Here is an 18,254-nt window from a genome sequence, read left to right on the forward strand (position 1 = left end):
GATACCTGAAGAGGTGATGCAAGTAAATCGCCAGTCCCGAAATATTCAAAAACAGAACAGAGCAAAAAAACGCGCGATGGAAACGACAAAGCTCGTCAAAATTAGTGCGAAAGCATCATTTGTTCAATATTTCAGATATTTTATAATGGACAAAAGGAGGCGAGATGATGGGTAAAGGGAGAATGAAAGTGGAAGAACGGATTAAGATCGAAACCGATGCTGAAATGTTTAAAGCAACTCTCCTTGATCAAACACAGTCTCAAAAGAAAAAATAACGGTGTTGGCCCGAAATGTCTCTTGGATACAAACTCAACCGATCAAACTCCGGATGATGCATTCCGGAGTTTTTTGTTGAAAGCTAAAAAAACAGACTAAAGTGCGAATCCTATATCAATAGAATAGGGAGGCAGCAGGTGTTGAATACTACCGTCATTCAGTTTGCCAAAGTGGCTGAGAAATAAGATTTTGTCGCCAGCCCGAAAAGTGGCCATTCTTTTTTTTTGTCCCATCTGCCTGTGAAAAGGCGAGTGGTCCTGGACATCGGGTGTGGTTCTGGATGACTGGTTTTCTGAGCTGTCCAATTGCTTCGATGAAGTCATTGTTTGGGAAAAGCAAATCGATTAAGCTTTCAGGATTGAGCTGCTGCGCAATAAAATGAGAAATTTTTCGAAGCATCTAGTATAATAGATGGTTGATGAGCTTTAATAAGGAGAGAAAGCAATGTTTACAAAATATATGACAATGGAATTTGCCGCAGAAATCGGAATCAGCATCGGCATCCTGCTTTTATTTTTCTTGCTTAGAAAAATATTTACGAAATACTTGTTCAACCTGATTCTGAAATTGACGAATAAAACAAAAACGGATTTTTTCAGTCAGGTGGCGCGGGCGTTTGAAAAACCCGCTAGATGGTTTTTTGCTATACTCGGTATTTATTTGGCCATTATTTACTCCCCGTTTTTCGATACCCACATGGCCATCGTCCATAAGCTGTACAGAGTGTCCGTCATCATCATCATTGTCAGCGGACTCTACAATTTAACGGCATCATCATCGGTTTTATTCTATAAAATCAATAAGCGGCTTGAACTTGACATGGACGACATTCTCGCGCCGTTTTTGTCAAAAATTCTCCGTTTTATCATCGTCGCGCTCGGTATCAGCGTCATTGCCGGTGAGTTCGATTATGATGTGAACGGTTTTGTTGCCGGCCTCGGGCTCGGGGGATTTGCTTTCGCACTTGCGGCAAAAGATACCGTCGGGAACTTTTTCGGGGGAATTGTGATCATCATGGAGAAGCCTTTTACAATAGGAGATTGGATTGAAACGAACATCGTCATCGGAACGGTCGAGGATATTTCGTTCAGAAGCACGAGAGTTCGTACGGCGGGAGAGGCGCTTGTAACTGTTCCCAACTCTGTGCTTGCCAATGAAGCGATTATGAACTGGACGAAAATGCGGAAGCGCCAGGTCACGTTCTCACTCGATATCGATCCGTCAACACCGCGGGAAAAGGTCGAAAGATGTGTGGAGCGGTTTAAAGAAATGCTGCGGTCGCATGAGCAGGTGAACCAAGATGTCATTATGGTTAATCTAGAAGTATTGCAGGATACGCATTTGAGCATCTTTTTCAACTACTATACCAATACAACGGTGTGGGCTGAAAATTTAGACGTCAGACAGGACGTGAACTACAAAATCCTCGACATTATGAAAGAAGAAGAGGTGGATTTTGTATCGCCTGGACACAGTCTCTTTGAATTGAAGAAAATGACGGATCAGCAAAACAATGCCTAGAAAGATCGTTTTGAGAAAGGGGGAGGGCGCCGAATGCAGGGAGAAACCGGGAAGTTTTTGGAGATGATCGAAAGCGCCAGGCGCATTACCGTGTTAACGGGCGCCGGAATGAGCACTGAATCCGGCATTCCGGATTTTCGCTCAGCAGGCGGAATCTGGACGGAAGATATGTCGAGAATGGAAGCGATGAGCCTTGATTATTTCGAGCGTTTTCCAAAGCTTTTTTGGCCAAAGTTTAAAGAGCTTTTTCAAATCAAGATGACAGGCTCGTTTCAGCCGAATGCAGGGCATCTATATTTAGCCGATCTTGAGCGGAAGGGGAAAGAAGTCAGGGTGTTCACGCAAAATATTGACGGGCTTCATAACAAGGCGGGCAGCCGCCATGTATATGAACTGCACGGCTCCATTCAAACGGCCGCGTGCCCTAAATGCGGGACGCGCTATGGGCTGGACCATATTTTGCAAGCTGAAGTTCCCAGATGCTGCCGTGTGAATGAAAAGGGAAGAGAGTGCGGCCTTATTTTAAAGACCGATGTCGTTTTGTTCGGCGACGCTGTTCAGCATTTCGATACTCTTTTTGAGAGTCTTGATCAATCTGACCTGCTTTTAGTGATCGGCACCTCGCTTGAAGTGGCGCCTGTCAGATTTATCCCTGAGGAAGCGCACGCGATTCCCGGACTAAAGAAAATGATGATCAATCTGGATGAAACACCTTATGATCATTTGTTTGACCTTGTGATCCATCACAAAATCGCTGAGTTTGCCAAATTAATAAACGGTTAAGAGGCGTTCCCGCCGGGAACGCCTTCACTATGATCTCTTCCGGCAGCTTTGTCATAGATATTGATAATAAAAAACGGTAGCATCCAGTTCGCCGTTAGCCGACTCAGCATAGGCGGGAATTCGTCCAGCTTCCCTAAATCCGAGTGACGTATAAAGAAGATTTGAAGGATCGCCTTCTCTCGTATCAAGAACAAGCAGTGATCTGCTTGCCTGTTTCGCTCTTTGCAATGCTTGTTGCATTAATAGACGAGCGATGCCTTGCCGTCTGAAGGCAGGGGCAGTCATTAATTTACAGATTTCAGCTCTGTGGCGGCCATTCGGTTTCGTACACAGAGCAATCTGAACACTTCCGGCAATTTCATCGTTCTGTCTGGCTATCAGTAAAATGACGCTGGGTGAGAAGGCCGTTTGCCAATATTCTTTTGCCTGCACCTGGTTAAGCGGCGGCAAAAAACCGATAGATGCCCCGTCATTCACCACTTCAACGAGAAGACCCGCCAATTGATCAATTTCTTCTGTGATCGATTTTACTTCTTCAATCTGCATCTTAAAACACCCCATTTTATCAACTTATCTGTTTAATATAGCCGAGGCTCTTTTTTTGGCAACAAGTGTGTCAGATTTTATGACGGATATGATGATGATCAAGTCTTTCTTTTATTAAAAAAATCCCCTTAAAAAGGGGATCAGTATGGCAATTTGCTATTCGTGAACAGGTGTCATCGATTCATCAAGTGTTTCGAATGAATAACCCATGTTTTTTAAATTTGTGATCAATAGCGGCAATGACTGAACAGTTGAAGGAATATCATGCATCAAGATCACTATCGGCTGTTTCGACTGCCGCTTTTCGATCGTATTCAGCTGGTTCATGACTTCCGGAACAAACTTTTGACTCCTGTATTTCCAGTCAAGGCTGTCGATATTCCAGTCCCAATAAGTAAACCCGTTTTTCTTCAGAACATTCTTTTGAGCATCGGTAAGCGACGGTTTGCTTCCGTATGGCGTTCTGATCAGATGGGTTTCAACCCCGGTAATCGACTTCAGCGTTTTTTGAGCCTGCTTCATTTCCAAGTTAGGAGAATTGGCGTCTTTATAAAATTGCTTCTGGTCATGGGTCACCCCATGAAGTCCAAGTGCATGGCCCTGCTGCTTCATATTGAGAACGGCTTGTCTGTGAACCTTCATGTTTGGCTCAAGCATGAAAAACGTTGCCTTGACATCATGTTCTGATAAGATCTGCAACAGCCTTTGGCTGACCGCTGAAGGGCCGTCATCAAAAGTCAGATAAATCGTTTTTTCATTCTTTTTTTCTTCCGCTGCTTTTTTCTTTTCTTTTTCCTGCTCGCGTTTTGCGATCTCCTGTTTTGTGCTCAGGTGATCAAGAAGCTGTCCTTGCGTTGCCTTTTTAAGCGGGATGCTATCTCCTTCATGCCGCATTTGACTGTTTTCAGACATTGTCAGCTCTTTTTTGTCAGGGGTGTCAGAGGACTGTGACAAATCCCAAACGTAGAGAAGGATCAGACACAAAATGACAAAACATGCTGTTTTCGTCAACAGATAAGCTACAGATGGAGATGTTTTTTTTGAAACTTGGCGCATGTCACTCTCTCCGTATCATTTTTCGATTCCATTATGTAATAGAAAGCGAGTCTCATAAAATAATGGATCACAATTTTTAAGTATACAGGATTGGAAGGAAGATGGGTACCGGGTGTAGTGAAAAATATATCAAATTTTTAGAGAAAATGCTGAAACTTAGAAGAAGAGGTTTTTTATCCGTCAGCGGGAAAGTTTTTGGAAATCTTGCACTATTTTGAACGATACCGACATGTTAGAATGGAATGGAGAAAATCGAGAAACCATAAAAAACAAGGGGATGGAGAAATGAAGGTTTTTTTTAACGGCCGGCTGATTGAACGGAGCGAATGTGCTGTTGATATCGAAGACAGAGGATATCAATTTGGAGACGGTGTCTATGAAGTCATCCGCATTTACAATGGGAGCTTTTATACGCTTAATGAACACATTGCCCGTTTTTTCAAAAGCGCAGCCGAAATCGGCATTGATCTGCCGTTTTCAGAAGCTGAGCTTAAGGGAGAGCTAAAAGAGCTTATTGAAGCCAATCAGGTTCAAGACGGAGGGCTCTACCTTCAAGCGACAAGAGGAAAGGCGCCGAGAAAGCATCAATATGAAGCAGGGCTCACCCCTCAAGTGACCGCTTATACGTTTCCGATTCAAAAACCTGAAAAAGAACAGCAACACGGCGTTTCCGTAATCACAGCAGACGATCTGCGCTGGCTGAGATGCGATATTAAAAGCCTGAATCTGCTGTACAACGTCATGATCAAACAAAAAGCAAGCGAAGCTTCCTCGTTTGAGGCGATTTTGATTCGTGACGGCGTCGTGACGGAAGGGACATCTTCAAACGTTTATGCCGTCAAACAAAACGTCATTTACACTCACCCCGCGACAAATCTCATTTTAAACGGCATCACACGGATGAAATTGCTCGAGCTGTTTGCGAAAAACGGCTGGCAGCATAAAGAAAAAGCCATTACAAAAGACGAACTGCTGAGTGCGGATGAAGTGTTTATTTCATCAACAACAGCCGAAGTGATTCCGGTCACGGTGATCGACGGACAGAAAGTCGGAACAGGAACGCCGGGCCCGCTTACAAAAGAAGTACAAAAAGCAATGCAAAACAGCATTTTGTCAGAAACGGCAAAACCTGTTTAATAAAGAAAAGCGCCGCTCCAGCAGAGAACGGCGCTTTCAGCGTGTCGACAAACCCTCGCATTCTTTGGGAAAAGGAACGGCGGCAATCGCTCAGGCGTCCTGTCTGAACGCCGCTGTCAATCACATCCTGAGAAAGTCTGCTTTCCCAGACTGCGAGGATTTTCACTGACGCTGGGGCAAAATCCTAAAACGGTTTAAAGTTTTAGGATTATGATTGTTTGCGAAATCCGAACAATATTGAAAAGATCGGCGATAGATATAGGAAGAAAACGAACGGCAAATATTCAATCACAGGGACCCCGAGCGCACTTGACATAAACGCGCCGCTGACACCCCACGGAATCATCGGATTGATCAATGTCCCCCCGTCTTCAAGCGACCTTGACAAATGTTTTCGTTCAATTCCAAGTCTATCATACAGCTTTTTAAACGATTGGCCGGGAATCAAAATCGATAAATATTGCTCTCCGGTCAGCAAGTTCATGCCCATGCTTGACGCAACGGTTGAGAAAACAAGGCGCCCTTTTGAACGAATGCCTTTGATCACACCTTCAAGAAGGCTTGTAATCAGTCCTGTCTTTTCCATCAGACCGCCGAGCGCAAACGCGATGATGATCAGGGAAACGGAGCCCATCATCGATTGAAGGCCGCCGCGGTTCAAAATGTTTGCAACCGCTTCGCTTTCGGCTGAAAAAACCGGCCCATTCTGCATGGCTGATAAAAAAGATGAAAAGCTGACATCAGGCTGTATAAACGCTGCGAGAATTCCCGCTGATACGATTCCTGCTGCAAGGGACGGAATCACGGGAATTCTTCTTACGGCAAGCACGATGACCAAGAGAGGCGACAAAAGAGTCAGCATGTTGATATTGACTATGTTTTCAATCCCGCTGACAATAGTTTGAATGTTTTCCGTTGATGCCGATGCAACGGTTAAAGAACGCCCCATGAAAAAGAAGAGCAGGATGGTGATGAATAGAGCGGGAATCGTGGTTCCCATCATATGCCTGATATGCTTGAAAATCGGCAGTTCTCCAACCCCTGCGGCAAAATTTGTCGTATCTGACAACGGCGACATTTTATCACCAAAGCAGGCGCCGCAAATCACAGCCCCCGCGACCCATGTGAGGGGAATTCCCGCTGCTTGGGCTACGCCGATTAGAGCCACTCCGATCGTGCTGACTGTTGTAAAGCTTGAACCGACCAGCGAACTGATAATCAGGCAGCTGAATAAAGCCGTCAAGAGCAGGGCTTGAGGTTCGATCATCTTCAAAGCATAAACCGTAACCGTCGGAATCGCTCCGCTGTATTCCCAAACCCCGATTAATATGCCGATTAAAGAAAGAACAATAATCGGCTGAACACCATTCCGAATTCCTGAGACGATGCCGCTTTCAAGCTCTTTCCAGCTATACCCTTTAAATGCGCCGACGACCGCCAAAAAGCCGACGCACATCAATAATGGCAAATGCGGCTCTGCGTGGAAAATAAACAGGCACGTAAAAATAATCGCTAAGATAACTAAAAATAATAAAGCCGATATAGAAAACGATAAGCGTTTTTCTTTTGACAAATCATACACCTCATTGGAAAAAATATCATTCTTTAATACTTTTACGCTTTTGTGCGTAAACGTATTATAACAGAAAAATAGAAGATATACTTAAATTAAAATATTTCAAACATTTTTCAGTTGTAGGCCCATCCTTTTGAAAGCGCTGACTTCTTTAGATATAATAAGCTCAGGAAGGCTTGAATGTATACATGCCTGTACCGAATCGATTGAAAATAGGGGGAAATGCGGATGTCCTGCACTGTAGAGAAATCCCGGTTTTTAAATGAAGAAGCGATACTGCTGACGAATGAAAGTTTGGAGGCCTTACTTGTGCCAGGCTGGGGGAGCAACCTGATATCACTGAAGTGGAAGCCCAGCGGATTGAACTTGTTAAAAACGCCCGAAACAAAGGAAGAGTATGATGCCAACCCGTATTTATTCGGAATTCCCATTCTTTTTCCGCCTAACCGGATCGATCATGGGAGATTTACATATGAAGGAAAAACATATCAGCTGCCCATCAATGAAAAACCGCTGCAAAACCATCTGCACGGATTTCTGAACGATAAAAAATGGACGGTGAAAAAAGCGGAGGCGGACGAAGAAAGCAGCATGGTGCAAACGATGCTTCAATCGGATGATCATCCAGACATTCAGAGCATCTTTCCGCATTCATTTTCGATCGTCATCACCTATAGATTAAAAGAAAACCATTTGGAGATGGATGCAGCCGTTGTCAATCATGGCACAGAGCCGATGCCGCTCGGCTTGGGATATCACACATCGTTTCGCTATCCATTTAATGATGAGGGGGATAAAACACAATGCTTGTTTTCTCTCCCGGCATCAAAACAATGGGTGCTGTCAGACCGCTTGCTCCCGACAGGGGAACTTAGGCCAACAGAGGAATTTAAAAAGGGGAGAACGGCTGCCGGGGAAAGGCTTGATGACATTTTGGCGGCAGAGCTTGATCAAGAAGAAAAGAGCACCGCTGACATTTGCGACCGCCTTGCGGACATTCGCGTGCAATATCAATGCGACAAACATTTTAAGCATTGGGTCGTTTTTAACGGGAAATCGGACCGGGATGACTTACTTTGCTTGGAACCCTATACATGGGTGACAAATGCCCCGAATCTTGAGCTTCCACGGGATGTGACAGGTTTTGAGGCATTAAAGCCGCAGGAAGAGGCGACAATGCGAAGCAAAATCATAATCGGCGGAGTGTAAGCTCATTCCGCCATTCAATAATGTTTTTTTATCAAGCGTAAATGGACACATGCTTTCCTTGTCTCCAATTCAACTGGACAGTGGCCGTCGAATTCGACTTCGTCGAACCTTTCTAAAAACGACACAGACTCTTCTTTCGATCCGCCGCCGGGAAAAGCGCCTCCAGCATAGTCGATCATTGGCGTTTCGCCGAGGAGCTGAGAGCTATTTGATCATCAAATGTTACAACAAGTGTTTCCGAATACGTGTCATCCGGCTGGCTGCGGCCTGTCAATAAAAATCTCCGCTGAACCCGGGCGCATCACCGCTTTTTTCATGACGGCCTCCCAATTTCCGTCAGCGCTGTGCCCGGTCCATCTCGGATATTCCGTCATGTCAAAAACCGATCAGCTTCCCGTCAAAATAAACGGCGCAAAAGCCCATCAAAAGGGTTGCAAGAAATAGAATCGGCCGCATGTCTTCCTGTTTCACCACAACTACCGCCTTAAAAAGTTCCGCTTTATTAGAACAATCGGAAAAAATTCTTCATCTTCATTTTAAGGAAATGGGTGTGGATGCGGATTCAGCTGACCGGGTTTTAGCGGCTCTTTTGCGTAGCCCAGTATCTTAGGAACCGTCAAAACCCGTTCAAGCCCCTCCAGGCGGATGAAGCGCTGTCCGAATGTCATGGGAATCAACCCTGGGATCAGCACTTTTACACAGTATAATCCGTTTTGCTTTGTTACAGGTGAAGTCTGATCAATGACGATCACTTCAAGGTTCAAACTGCGTAATTTTTCAAGCAGGCTGCAAAGGTCTTCGGTTAAATCAAGGTTTTTCTTTCCTGGTTTAAAGGCTTCTGCGAAAGTTTGCAAGGGTTCCCTCTGCTCCAATAAAAACCGGAGGCGTTCTTCTGCTTCAGGTAAACCGTACAGCATGCTGTGCTCTTCCATTTTCCTGACTAGAAAAGGGTTGTGGAGCATCTCCACATATTTGTTTCTTTCGTCCTCAAATCTGCGGTCGTGCTTCAGCATCATGCCCGCCAGCTCATGAAGGGCGCTTTTGACCGCTTTTACGGGATCGGGGTGGGCTCCTGCGGAACAAATGAGATTCATCCCTTGCTGCTTTCTGTTTTTGGCGACCGCCCAGATGCTCGGAATACCGTATTCCATGGTTGAATTAAAGACATACAGATCATATCCGGCCACACTGCGCACCCGTTCTGTCATTAAGCTTAATTCAAGATCAGCGGCTGAATCGAGATCAAGCTGCCGGAGAGGCAGTTGAGCATACCAGGTCAGCAAAAATGAATCGCGCTCAGCCGCTTCTAATATAGCGTGGAAAATCGCTTCTTCCAAACTCCCTCCCAATGCACAGCCATTGGATGTTTCATAAACGAAGCTGTCCTCCCGCCCAAGACTGTAATAGGCGAGTGACTCTGGAACAAGAATCGGTCGCTCTTGCAAAAATGAATAGCCCCATACCCAATGGAGCGGGCGATTTCGATGAAATGGCTTAAAAGGAAAATCGGACTGCCGGTATTGTTCAGCTTCATGTAGTCCAGCTTTTCTCGGGTCGAGTGCGTCATGTTTTACATTTTGGTAGCAGTCATGGACAACTGTTCGTTTGCCGCGCGGTTCTATTCCGGAATAACGTTCCAAACCTTCCAATATCGCGGTTAACTCGCTTTCTTCATATGAATGGCTCCGTCCTCCGACACCTTCGTTTCCTATCCATAAGGGCATATTGACAATCATATCGGCGAACGGCAAAATCGCGTCATATATTTTTCCGTTAAAAATTCCTGTTCTCTGATCGAGATAATCTTTTGCTAGTGTTTGTTTTAAATCGTTTGGTTCTCGAACCCGGAAATTGTCCGGCGCCGCTTTAGGATTTGGCTGAAGCGAAATCCGGGCGGATTCTGCTGTATCATCAGGAAGGCTGCCGCAGACACGGCACAGTGGGTCTGGTATAAAAGAATGCAAGGAACTTTCCAGCGTTTTTAAATTGATGATGAACAGTTTTCTTTCCAAAAGGCCGCGCCTGCCGCCCATGATGTTGTCGATTTCCGTGCATATCAAACGGGCCATTTGCCGGCAGCCTGTCTTTGACGCCCAAGGATCACGGTGAAGGTCTTCGCTTTTCTGCTCCAGCTCGAGCATTTCCCTGCTGTCGGGTCCGGCGATAAGCCGCCTCATATCGGCGCATTGGGAGCAGCCGGGGCCGTTCGGATAAACGAGCGGACCGATTATACCCTCGCCAAATGATGCAAACACGCGAAGCCATGGAATGCCCGGCGCTCTCAATATCTTTTCAGCCTTGCGATATAAGAAAGGCTGAAAAGCGTCGTGGACAACAAGAACAAACGAAGTCTCCTCCGGTACTCCGGCCTTAAAATCAGACTGACGAATGACCTGATATTTTGCTGATAATTGTTCTGATGCGCCTTCTGCAATCACACCTTCACCAACAATCAAAATACACATTTTAAGCCTCCTCCTTTCTTAACTGCACCCCATAGATGCCCGCTAGGTTTTCTTTCAAAAAAGGTTCAGCTGGAAAATCATAGACCAAAAACTGTGAGCTATGATTGTTTATTAAAGTGGAAAGCAGTGTTTGCGGCGAATCTTCGCAAACAGGGATATCGAGCTTCATGTCATTTTTTTGTAAAATCATGTCCGTTTTCTCCAAAGGCTTTATACCCATCAATGCCCGCTCGAGCGCTTTTCTGAGCGCCAGTGTGAGATTTAAACCAGGACTCCCATACCAGCGGCCGTGAATACCTGCCCATACAACAGGAAAGTCTTCTATATCCTTGCTTAAACCGATTTCCGGTCTGCCGTGCATCATCGTCAGCGCTTTGAAATAGAATGCCGACTGCTTATCTTGTATTACACCTAAAGGAAACTGGACAATCGTTTCTTTTTCGCCCTTTTTCCGCTCTGTCAATCGATGCTCTAAGCATTTCTGCAATCCTCTCAATACGCCTTCTGCTATTGTTTCTCCGGCTCCGATTCCGAAATCCTCACCATGATTGATAGAAGAGCGTGCCAATCGTGATACATACATTTCAATACCGGTCAGCCCTGCTTCCCGCCTTGCTTCTTCATGGGTGAAACCGATGCAAACCGATTCAGGCAAAAGCTTTGCGGGCCCTTTTGACAGCGGATCGGCAGCTTGAACAAAGCACTGTGACAATGGGAGCTGCTTCAAATGTTTTTCTTCCCAGAGATGAAAAATTCCCGATGTGTCAGATGTCAGCTCATTGAAAAACTGAAATAAACGTCCTTCTTCTTTGTTGTCCGAGCACTCTGCCATTCTCCCTTCAAGGTCGTCAATCAATTGAGCGCGGGTACCGTCAGAATCGATGAGTGGGTGTTTGAGAAATGGGTACCAAGCGCCTTCAAGGGTGGCCAAATCGATTAGGAAAAATTGATTCCGTTTAGTTAACGGCGTAAGTCCTGTAACCGTTTTAAACAAATCAAACACGATGGTGTTTGCCAGCATGTCTTTTCCCGCTGAAGAAAAAACTGCAAGCTCTCGGTCTTCATGAAGCGCCGCCTGATGGATGCGTCGCCATGCCGACTTCCAGCAGGCGTCACCGTCCTGCTGTACGATAGGTCCTGCCAGACCGATTTGCTTCAGACAGACGCCCGGAATGAAGCCTTTCTTCTCTTCCATGCAAATCGTTTGCAGTTTGAGGAGCTCTTCTTGCAGCCCATCTTCAGAGACGTACAAAACCCAGTCGACAGAGCGCACCGCTTCACGCCAATTTTGCGCGTCCGTCAATTCGACTGCCTCCTCGCCAGCTATTTCCGTCAGTTCCTCTAAAGCGGATTGAGAAGAACCTCCCGCCATAACCCGAATATTGGAGAAACCGGATTCGGTCAGCGATCTGACTAGTGAAACAAGAAAGGAACCGGAGCCCGCTGCCAGTACTTTTGTCTGGCGGCATAACTGGAAGCGGTAAGCGCCGGAATCTCCAAAGTTTTCGATAAATTCGATTTGGGCTGCATACGTTTCCAGCACGGAGCTTTTCAATTGGTGAGTCCGGTCGCTGCTTACATCCCGAACAAACCCATTTTTATGGAGCATGTTTCCGATTTCATACACCCTGTTTCGATAAGGAGCGGGTAGCCCGTTTGTTAAATCTTCCATTGTATGCTCACCATTGAACATCGGCAGCAATTTTTCAATCCATTGATAAATTGAAGCGCCTTTTATGCGAAACGACCCGGAATTATTTCTAAAATACGCGCCGCCGTTTGGATCAGGAAGAAAATAAGTATCCTGTTTCACTTTCAGGCGGGCGGAAGCGGCTAAATGTGTCATGTTGCTCCTCCTTTTCATGATGGAAAAAGCTATACATTATATGTAATTTTGTTTGTCCATTATGAAGGGAAGACCCCTGCGGCAAAAAGGACAGGGGCAGTCTTCTCCCAAAAGAACTACATGCCTCCATGCCAGCAGCTTGCACAGCTCCAGCAGCTGTGACATGAACAACTCCAGCAGCTTGCACAGCTCCAGCAGCAATGCCCCGCACAGCTCCAGCAACTATGACAGGAGCAGCTGTGACATGAACAACTCCAACAGCTCGCACAACTCCAACAGCTCGCACAGCTTCCGCAGCTCCAGCAGCTTGCACAGTGTTTGGCATTGGCATGATGACGGTTCGGATCCCAAGCCGTCATTTCACCGGCCTGGAAATGATCCATCCCCAATGACTGCAACTCATCATGAAAATGTTCCATTTTGACAACCCTCCTACATCTTAAATAAAGGTATGGTATTCACTTCAGGAAACCATTCAAAGAAAAAAATCGTTATAAATATGAGTTTAAATATCCCGGGCACTCACAACATCAAATTATGAGCTCTGTTAGGTGATTGTTACTAATTTCAACGCCTATTTCCCTGTAATTGGTATCGGGAGGGCGTGCTGATTTTTTTCTGTTATTGATATATACAATCAAAGAGATTGCGAAAGGAACTGAAAAGATCACTTTCCTATTTAAGGTGGTAGATTGTAATAGAGGTGTCGATATTGAAAGGCTATTCTTGAGGAATTGTGAATGCAGATGTTTGGAAAATTCAAAGAAAGTCACAACTTCTTATTCCAAGAGTGGAAGAATAAATATTTAAATGTCGGTTTTATGTCATTGAATCTTGAGATATCAAGATTTCAAATATAAATTAAAAAAATAACCAGTCACCAGGAAAATAAGGTTGATATTCCTAGCATATAAACTAATGAATTCGATATTTTGAAATGAAAATAGAGACAGCCTCAAGCTGTCTCCTTTTGAAAAAGGCAATGGAGGCCGTTTTGCCGAACGCCAACTCTCACTTCACAATCAAGACCGGAATCTCAGACTTTGTGGAAATCTTGTCGCTGACGCTTCCAAACAGCAGTTTTTTCAGGCGGTTTTGGTCGCGCGTTCCCGTGATGACGAGATCGGCGCCGGTGTTTTCGGCGTGGTGAAGGACCGCGTTTGCGGGGTCGCCTTCCAAGATTTCTATTTCAGCATCAAACTGGTTTTCATGTAAGATGATTTTGGCTGCCGCAATCGCTTCTTCTGCACTGTCTTCGTAAATCATCGGCTCCCCGGCCAGATCTGATTCAGGCGGAACAGGAGGTGCAGCCGGGATGCCGCTGTAAAGATAAGATGCACCGGCAGCAGGGCGCTGTTCCTCAGCTGATGCTCTGACTTGTTTCGGTTCATGGACATGGGCGATGGTCAGTTCGGCATCAAGCTTTTTTGTCAGGTCGATCGCTTTTTTTAGCGCTTTCTTGCTTTCTTCTTTTCCGTCAAACGCGACAATGATGCGGTCAGCTTTAAACAACTTGATCATTCCTTTCAGAATGGATTTATTATCGTTTTACCCGATTTTCAAATGATCTAACAAAATATAAGAATATGAATAAAAAGTCTGCAATTGACGAAAAATCAAATTGACAAATAAAGGGCCGTACTATAAGATGGAAAATATTAATAAGATTGGAGGACAGCGTCATGTTAAGGAAAATCAATGCATCAGCTCAGAAAACAAATGAATCTGAACGTGACGGCTCAATACCTTCCATCTGTTTGAAGTAACGATTTCCATCTAAAAAAACGAAGGAAGGCGCATGTCGCGTGAACGAGCGTACATGCGCCTTTTTTGTATAAAGAAGGCATACTGCATATACAGTGTGTCTTTTTTTACGGAGAAAAAACATTTTGTTCCTGATGATCAGGGCATGATGTTTTTCTAATATATGAAAACGAAGCTGAATTGGCCGAATTTTCGCAATCCAAATATAAGGAGGAATTTTTTATGCTCAATGTAAGAAAAAGCGAAATCAAAGATTGTAAGGAAAAGCTCGAAGGCGGCTAAAAAAGGAGAGGATATCACATGTTTTCTGTTTTATGGAAGCTTGGCTGGTTTTTTAAAGATGCATGGCGGCGCTATACAATTGCGATCGCTTTGCTGATCATCGTTAATATTTTAGAGATGTTTCCGCCGAAGCTGCTGGGAAACGCGATTGACGATATGCAGGCAGGCACTTTTTCAATGGCCGGGATGCTTTTGTATATCGGCTTATTAATCGGGCTTGCCATTGTGGTTTATACACTGTCTTACCTTTGGATGTATCAGCTGTTTGGCGGAGCGAATCTGATCGAGAAAATCCTCAGGTCAAAATTGATGGGCCATCTGCTTAAAATGACGCCGTCTTTTTACGAGAAGAACCGCACCGGAGATTTAATGGCGAGAGCGACGAATGACTTAAAAGCGATCTCGATGACGGCCGGTTTCGGAATATTGACGCTTGTGGACTCGACAATGTATATGCTGACGATTCTCTTCACGATGGGGTTTTTAATCAGCTGGAAGCTGACGTTTGCTTCAATCATTCCGCTTCCTTTGATGGCGGTGGCCATCAGTATATACGGGAAGAAAATCCATCAGCGTTTTACGGAAGCGCAGGATGCGTTTGGCGATTTAAATGACCAGGTGCTTGAATCGATCTCAGGCGTAAGAGTGATCCGGGCTTATGTACAGGAGAAAAACGATGTCGGCCGGTTTAACCGAATGACGGCGGATGTATACCAAAAAAATATGAAAGTCGCGCTGATTGATTCACTGTTTGAGCCGACAGTGAAGCTTTTGGTCGGGATCAGTTATTTAATCGGTCTCGGCTATGGCGCCTACCTTGTCTTCCGCAGCCAGCTGACATTGGGAGAGCTCGTTTCATTCAACGTTTATCTCGGGATGCTGATCTGGCCGATGTTTGCGATCGGAGAGCTGATCAATGTCATGCAGAGAGGAAATGCGTCCCTTGACAGGGTGAATGACACTTTGTCGTATGAACCTGATGTAGCGGAAGCCTCTCGGCATGAAAAAGCCGAGCCGGGGGATATCGTGTTTGACAACGTCAGTTTTACGTATCCAAGCTCTGCCTCAGAAAACCTTGCCGGGATTTCATTTTCTGTTTTGCAAGGCCAGACGGTCGGGATCGTCGGAAAGACGGGAAGCGGAAAAACGACTTTGGTAAAACAGTTATTAAGACAGTATCCCGCTGGAAAAGGCATGATCAGCATTTCCGGTGTGCCGATTGAGCGTCTGCCTCTTGATGAGCTTCGCAGCTGGATCGGCTATGTGCCCCAGGATCATTTTCTGTTTTCAAAAACGGTGAAAGAGAACATTTTGTTCGGCGGACAATATGCGACAGAACAGGATTTGCAGGAGGTTATTCAAGAGGCCCATTTAGAAAAGGACATTGAACTGATGTCAGATGGGCTGCAGACGATGGTCGGCGAAAAAGGCGTCGCTTTATCAGGGGGGCAAAAACAGCGGATTTCAATCGCGAGAGCCATGATCGCACAGCCTTATATTTTGATCTTGGATGATTCGCTCTCCGCCGTTGATGCGAAGACGGAAGCAGCGATTATTGAAAACATCAGACACGGAAGGAAAGGCAAAACAACCTTTATTACGTCACATCGCATGTCAGCGGTTGAACATGCCGATTTCATCATCGTCTTAGAGGGTGGAAAAGTGTCTGAGAAGGGAACGCACCAAGAACTGATCGCAGGTAAAGGCTGGTATTTTGAGCAATATGAAGCACAGCGGCTTCCTTCAGGAGAAGAAGGGGGGACTGTTATATGAAGACTGGAAAAAGGCTTTTTCAATATGCGCTTCTTTATAAAAAAACTCTAATCGCGGCGCTTGTGATGCTGACTGTAGCGGTCACAGCCGAACTGACCGGGCCGATGATCGCCAAAAAGATGATTGACGATCATATTTTAGGAATTGAAAAAACGTGGTATGAGGTCTCAGAGAAGGGCAAACATACGGTTGCCTATAAAGGCCGGGAATTTGTCAGGGAAGACAGGGCAGACCCTTCGGCTGAAAAGCGCAAGGAAGTTCATATTTTTCAAGTCGGCATGAATTATTATTTTGTGGATGAAGCGGTTCCTTTTGATGGAAAACGGACAGCAGCCGGAGGAGAACTGCGGATTTCAAGCGGAAAACAATCCGAAACCTATCAGGCCGTCCCGCTGTCAAAGTCTGAAGTGTTTTCTTTTTACGAACCTGAAGTCGGAGGACTTGTGTCACTGGTCCTTTTGTATCTTGTCCTTTTGATTTTCTCGATTTTTTTCCATTACGGGCAAATTTATCTGCTGCAGATGAGCGCAAACCGTATCATTCAAAAGATGAGGCAGGATGTGTTCGCCAACATTCAAAGGCTGCCTGTCCGCTATTTTGATAATCTGCCGGCCGGAAAAATCGTTGCCAGAGTAACAAATGATACAGAAGCGATCCGCGACCTGTATGTGACCGTCCTTTCGACATTTGCGACGAATTTGATTTATATGGCCGGCATTTTTGCCGCATTGTTGTTGCTTGATGTACGGCTTGCGTCCGTCTGTCTGCTAATATTGCCGCTTATTGTCATTTGGGCGGCCGCTTACCGAAAATTTGCGTCTGGCTACAATCATAAGCTTCGGTCGATCAACAGTGAGATCAACGCCAAAATGAATGAGTCGATTCAAGGGATGACGATTATTCAGGCGTTCCGCCGCCAAAAGGATATCAAGCGGGAATTTGAACAGCTGAATGACAGCCATTTCCAATATCAAAATAAAATGCTCAATCTGAATTCCCTTATGTCCCACAACTTGATCAACATTCTCAGAAACCTGATGTTCACTGCATTGATCTGGTACTTTGGAGGTGCGGCGCTGAATGCGGAAGGAATGATTTCAATCGGTGTCCTCTATGCATTCGTTGATTACCTGAATCGTTTGTTTGAGCCGATTACCGGCATTGTCAACCAATTTGCCAAGCTTGAATTGGCGCGCGTATCATCGGAGAGGGTATTTCGCCTTTTGGATGAGCCGGGCGTCGAAGTTGAGGATAAAAGTTCCGAAAAAGTGAACGGTCATGTCGTGTTTAAGGATGTGTCATTTTGCTATGATGACGGGGACGATGTATTGCAAAACATTTCATTTGAAGCGAAACAAGGGGAAACCGTAGCATTAGTCGGCCATACGGGCTCCGGCAAAAGCTCGGTCATGAACGTTCTTTTCCGCTTCTACGACATTCAAAAAGGCGATGTGACAATTGACGGAACAAGCATATACCATATGTCCCGGCAGGAAATCAGGCAGCACATGGGCATTGTGCTCCAAGATCCTTACTTGTTTTCAGGGACGATTGCTTCCAATGTCAGCCTTGAAAATGAAGACATCTCAAGAGAGCAGATTGAAGCGGCACTGAAGCATGTAGGGGCTGATAAGCTTTTTGCCCAACTCCCTAAAGGCTTTGATGAGCCGGTCATTGAAAAAGGGAGCACGCTTTCGTCAGGGGAAAGACAGCTGATTTCATTTGCACGGGCGCTTGCTTATGATCCGGCCATCCTCATTTTAGATGAGGCGACGGCAAATATCGATACCGAAACAGAAGCGATGATCCAAAAGGCGCTTGATGTTGTCAAAAAAGGGCGCACAACCTTTATCATCGCTCACCGGCTGTCGACCATCAGGAACGCAGATCAAATCCTTGTGCTTGATAAAGGGCGAATCATAGAACGGGGTCATCATGAAGAGCTGATGAAACAAAAAGGGCAGTATTATCAAATGTATGAGCTCCAGAAAGGACGCGGAACGCTTATAGGGTAAGCTGG

Annotated in this window: 15 protein-coding genes; 7 read left to right on the forward strand and 8 right to left on the reverse strand. The window is 45.4% G+C overall.

The annotated features are described in order from the left end of the window. Positions 1–167: 167 nt before the first annotated feature. The 3 genes from BTA30_RS22760 (at position 168) to BTA30_RS12515 (ending at position 2,580) form a co-directional block, all read left to right on the forward strand. Positions 168–275: a YhdX family protein gene (locus tag BTA30_RS22760; RefSeq protein ID WP_094777330.1), complete on the forward strand. Its 108-nt coding sequence runs from the start codon at positions 168–170 to the stop codon at positions 273–275. Between the two features lie 445 nt (positions 276–720). Then, the gene (locus tag BTA30_RS12510; protein WP_076761624.1) at positions 721–1,797 is read left to right on the forward strand and encodes a mechanosensitive ion channel family protein; all 1,077 of its coding nucleotides are present in this window, start codon (positions 721–723) and stop codon (positions 1,795–1,797) included. Positions 1,798–1,830: 33 nt separating this feature from the next. Further along, on the forward strand, positions 1,831–2,580 hold the full coding sequence (locus BTA30_RS12515; RefSeq protein WP_076761626.1) for an NAD-dependent protein deacylase: 750 nt from the start codon (positions 1,831–1,833) through the stop codon (positions 2,578–2,580). Positions 2,581–2,631: 51 nt separating this feature from the next. Here the strand turns inward: BTA30_RS12515 and BTA30_RS12520 are convergent, their stop codons facing one another. Further along, the gene (locus BTA30_RS12520; protein ID WP_076761628.1) at positions 2,632–3,126 is read right to left on the reverse strand and encodes a GNAT family N-acetyltransferase; all 495 of its coding nucleotides are present in this window, start codon (positions 3,124–3,126) and stop codon (positions 2,632–2,634) included. A gap of 156 nt (positions 3,127–3,282) precedes the next feature. Further along, the gene (locus tag BTA30_RS12525; RefSeq protein ID WP_076761630.1) at positions 3,283–4,182 is read right to left on the reverse strand and encodes a polysaccharide deacetylase family protein; all 900 of its coding nucleotides are present in this window, start codon (positions 4,180–4,182) and stop codon (positions 3,283–3,285) included. A gap of 285 nt (positions 4,183–4,467) precedes the next feature. On the opposite strand from BTA30_RS12525, the gene dat reads away from it, so the two are divergent. Then, positions 4,468–5,319: a D-amino-acid transaminase gene (gene dat, locus BTA30_RS12530; RefSeq protein ID WP_076761632.1), complete on the forward strand. Its 852-nt coding sequence runs from the start codon at positions 4,468–4,470 to the stop codon at positions 5,317–5,319. Positions 5,320–5,527: 208 nt separating this feature from the next. On the opposite strand, the gene nhaC is transcribed toward dat, so the two are convergent. Beyond that, complete coding sequence (gene nhaC, locus BTA30_RS12535) at positions 5,528–6,892, reverse strand: Na+/H+ antiporter NhaC (protein ID WP_076761634.1); 1,365 nt, start codon at positions 6,890–6,892, stop codon at positions 5,528–5,530. Between the two features lie 231 nt (positions 6,893–7,123). On the opposite strand from nhaC, the gene BTA30_RS12540 reads away from it, so the two are divergent. Next, entirely contained in the window at positions 7,124–8,104 is a 981-nt protein-coding gene (locus BTA30_RS12540; RefSeq protein ID WP_076761636.1) for an aldose 1-epimerase, read from the forward strand. A gap of 14 nt (positions 8,105–8,118) precedes the next feature. Here the strand turns inward: BTA30_RS12540 and BTA30_RS23870 are convergent, their stop codons facing one another. From BTA30_RS23870 to BTA30_RS12565, 5 genes are all read right to left on the reverse strand, one after another. Beyond that, a complete protein-coding gene (locus BTA30_RS23870; RefSeq protein ID WP_239693606.1) occupies positions 8,119–8,283 on the reverse strand; it encodes a DUF4944 domain-containing protein in 165 nt (54 codons plus the stop codon). A 357-nt stretch (positions 8,284–8,640) separates the two neighbouring features. Next, positions 8,641–10,569 (reverse strand): TOMM precursor leader peptide-binding protein, encoded by a 1,929-nt coding sequence (locus BTA30_RS12550; RefSeq protein ID WP_076761638.1) that lies wholly within the window; start codon positions 10,567–10,569, stop codon positions 8,641–8,643. Position 10,570: 1 nt separating this feature from the next. Then, positions 10,571–12,415, reverse strand: coding sequence for a putative thiazole-containing bacteriocin maturation protein (locus BTA30_RS12555; RefSeq protein WP_076761640.1), 1,845 nt, complete (start codon positions 12,413–12,415; stop codon positions 10,571–10,573). A 116-nt stretch (positions 12,416–12,531) separates the two neighbouring features. After that, positions 12,532–12,834 (reverse strand): heterocycloanthracin/sonorensin family bacteriocin, encoded by a 303-nt coding sequence (locus BTA30_RS24325; protein ID WP_076761642.1) that lies wholly within the window; start codon positions 12,832–12,834, stop codon positions 12,532–12,534. 592 nt (positions 12,835–13,426) lie between these two features. Continuing rightward, entirely contained in the window at positions 13,427–13,927 is a 501-nt protein-coding gene (locus BTA30_RS12565) for a universal stress protein (RefSeq protein ID WP_076761644.1), read from the reverse strand. Positions 13,928–14,479: 552 nt separating this feature from the next. On the opposite strand from BTA30_RS12565, the gene bmrC reads away from it, so the two are divergent. Together bmrC and bmrD are read left to right on the forward strand one after the other, a co-directional pair. Beyond that, entirely contained in the window at positions 14,480–16,234 is a 1,755-nt protein-coding gene (gene bmrC, locus BTA30_RS12570; RefSeq protein WP_076761646.1) for a multidrug ABC transporter ATP-binding protein BmrC, read from the forward strand. Next, entirely contained in the window at positions 16,231–18,249 is a 2,019-nt protein-coding gene (bmrD, locus tag BTA30_RS12575; RefSeq protein ID WP_076761648.1) for a multidrug resistance ABC transporter ATP-binding protein/permease BmrD, read from the forward strand. Before bmrC ends, bmrD begins: the two co-directional genes overlap by 4 nt. Positions 18,250–18,254: the final 5 nt, after the last annotated feature.

Source organism: Bacillus swezeyi (assembly GCF_001969815.1).
GTDB lineage: Bacteria > Bacillota > Bacilli > Bacillales > Bacillaceae > Bacillus > Bacillus swezeyi.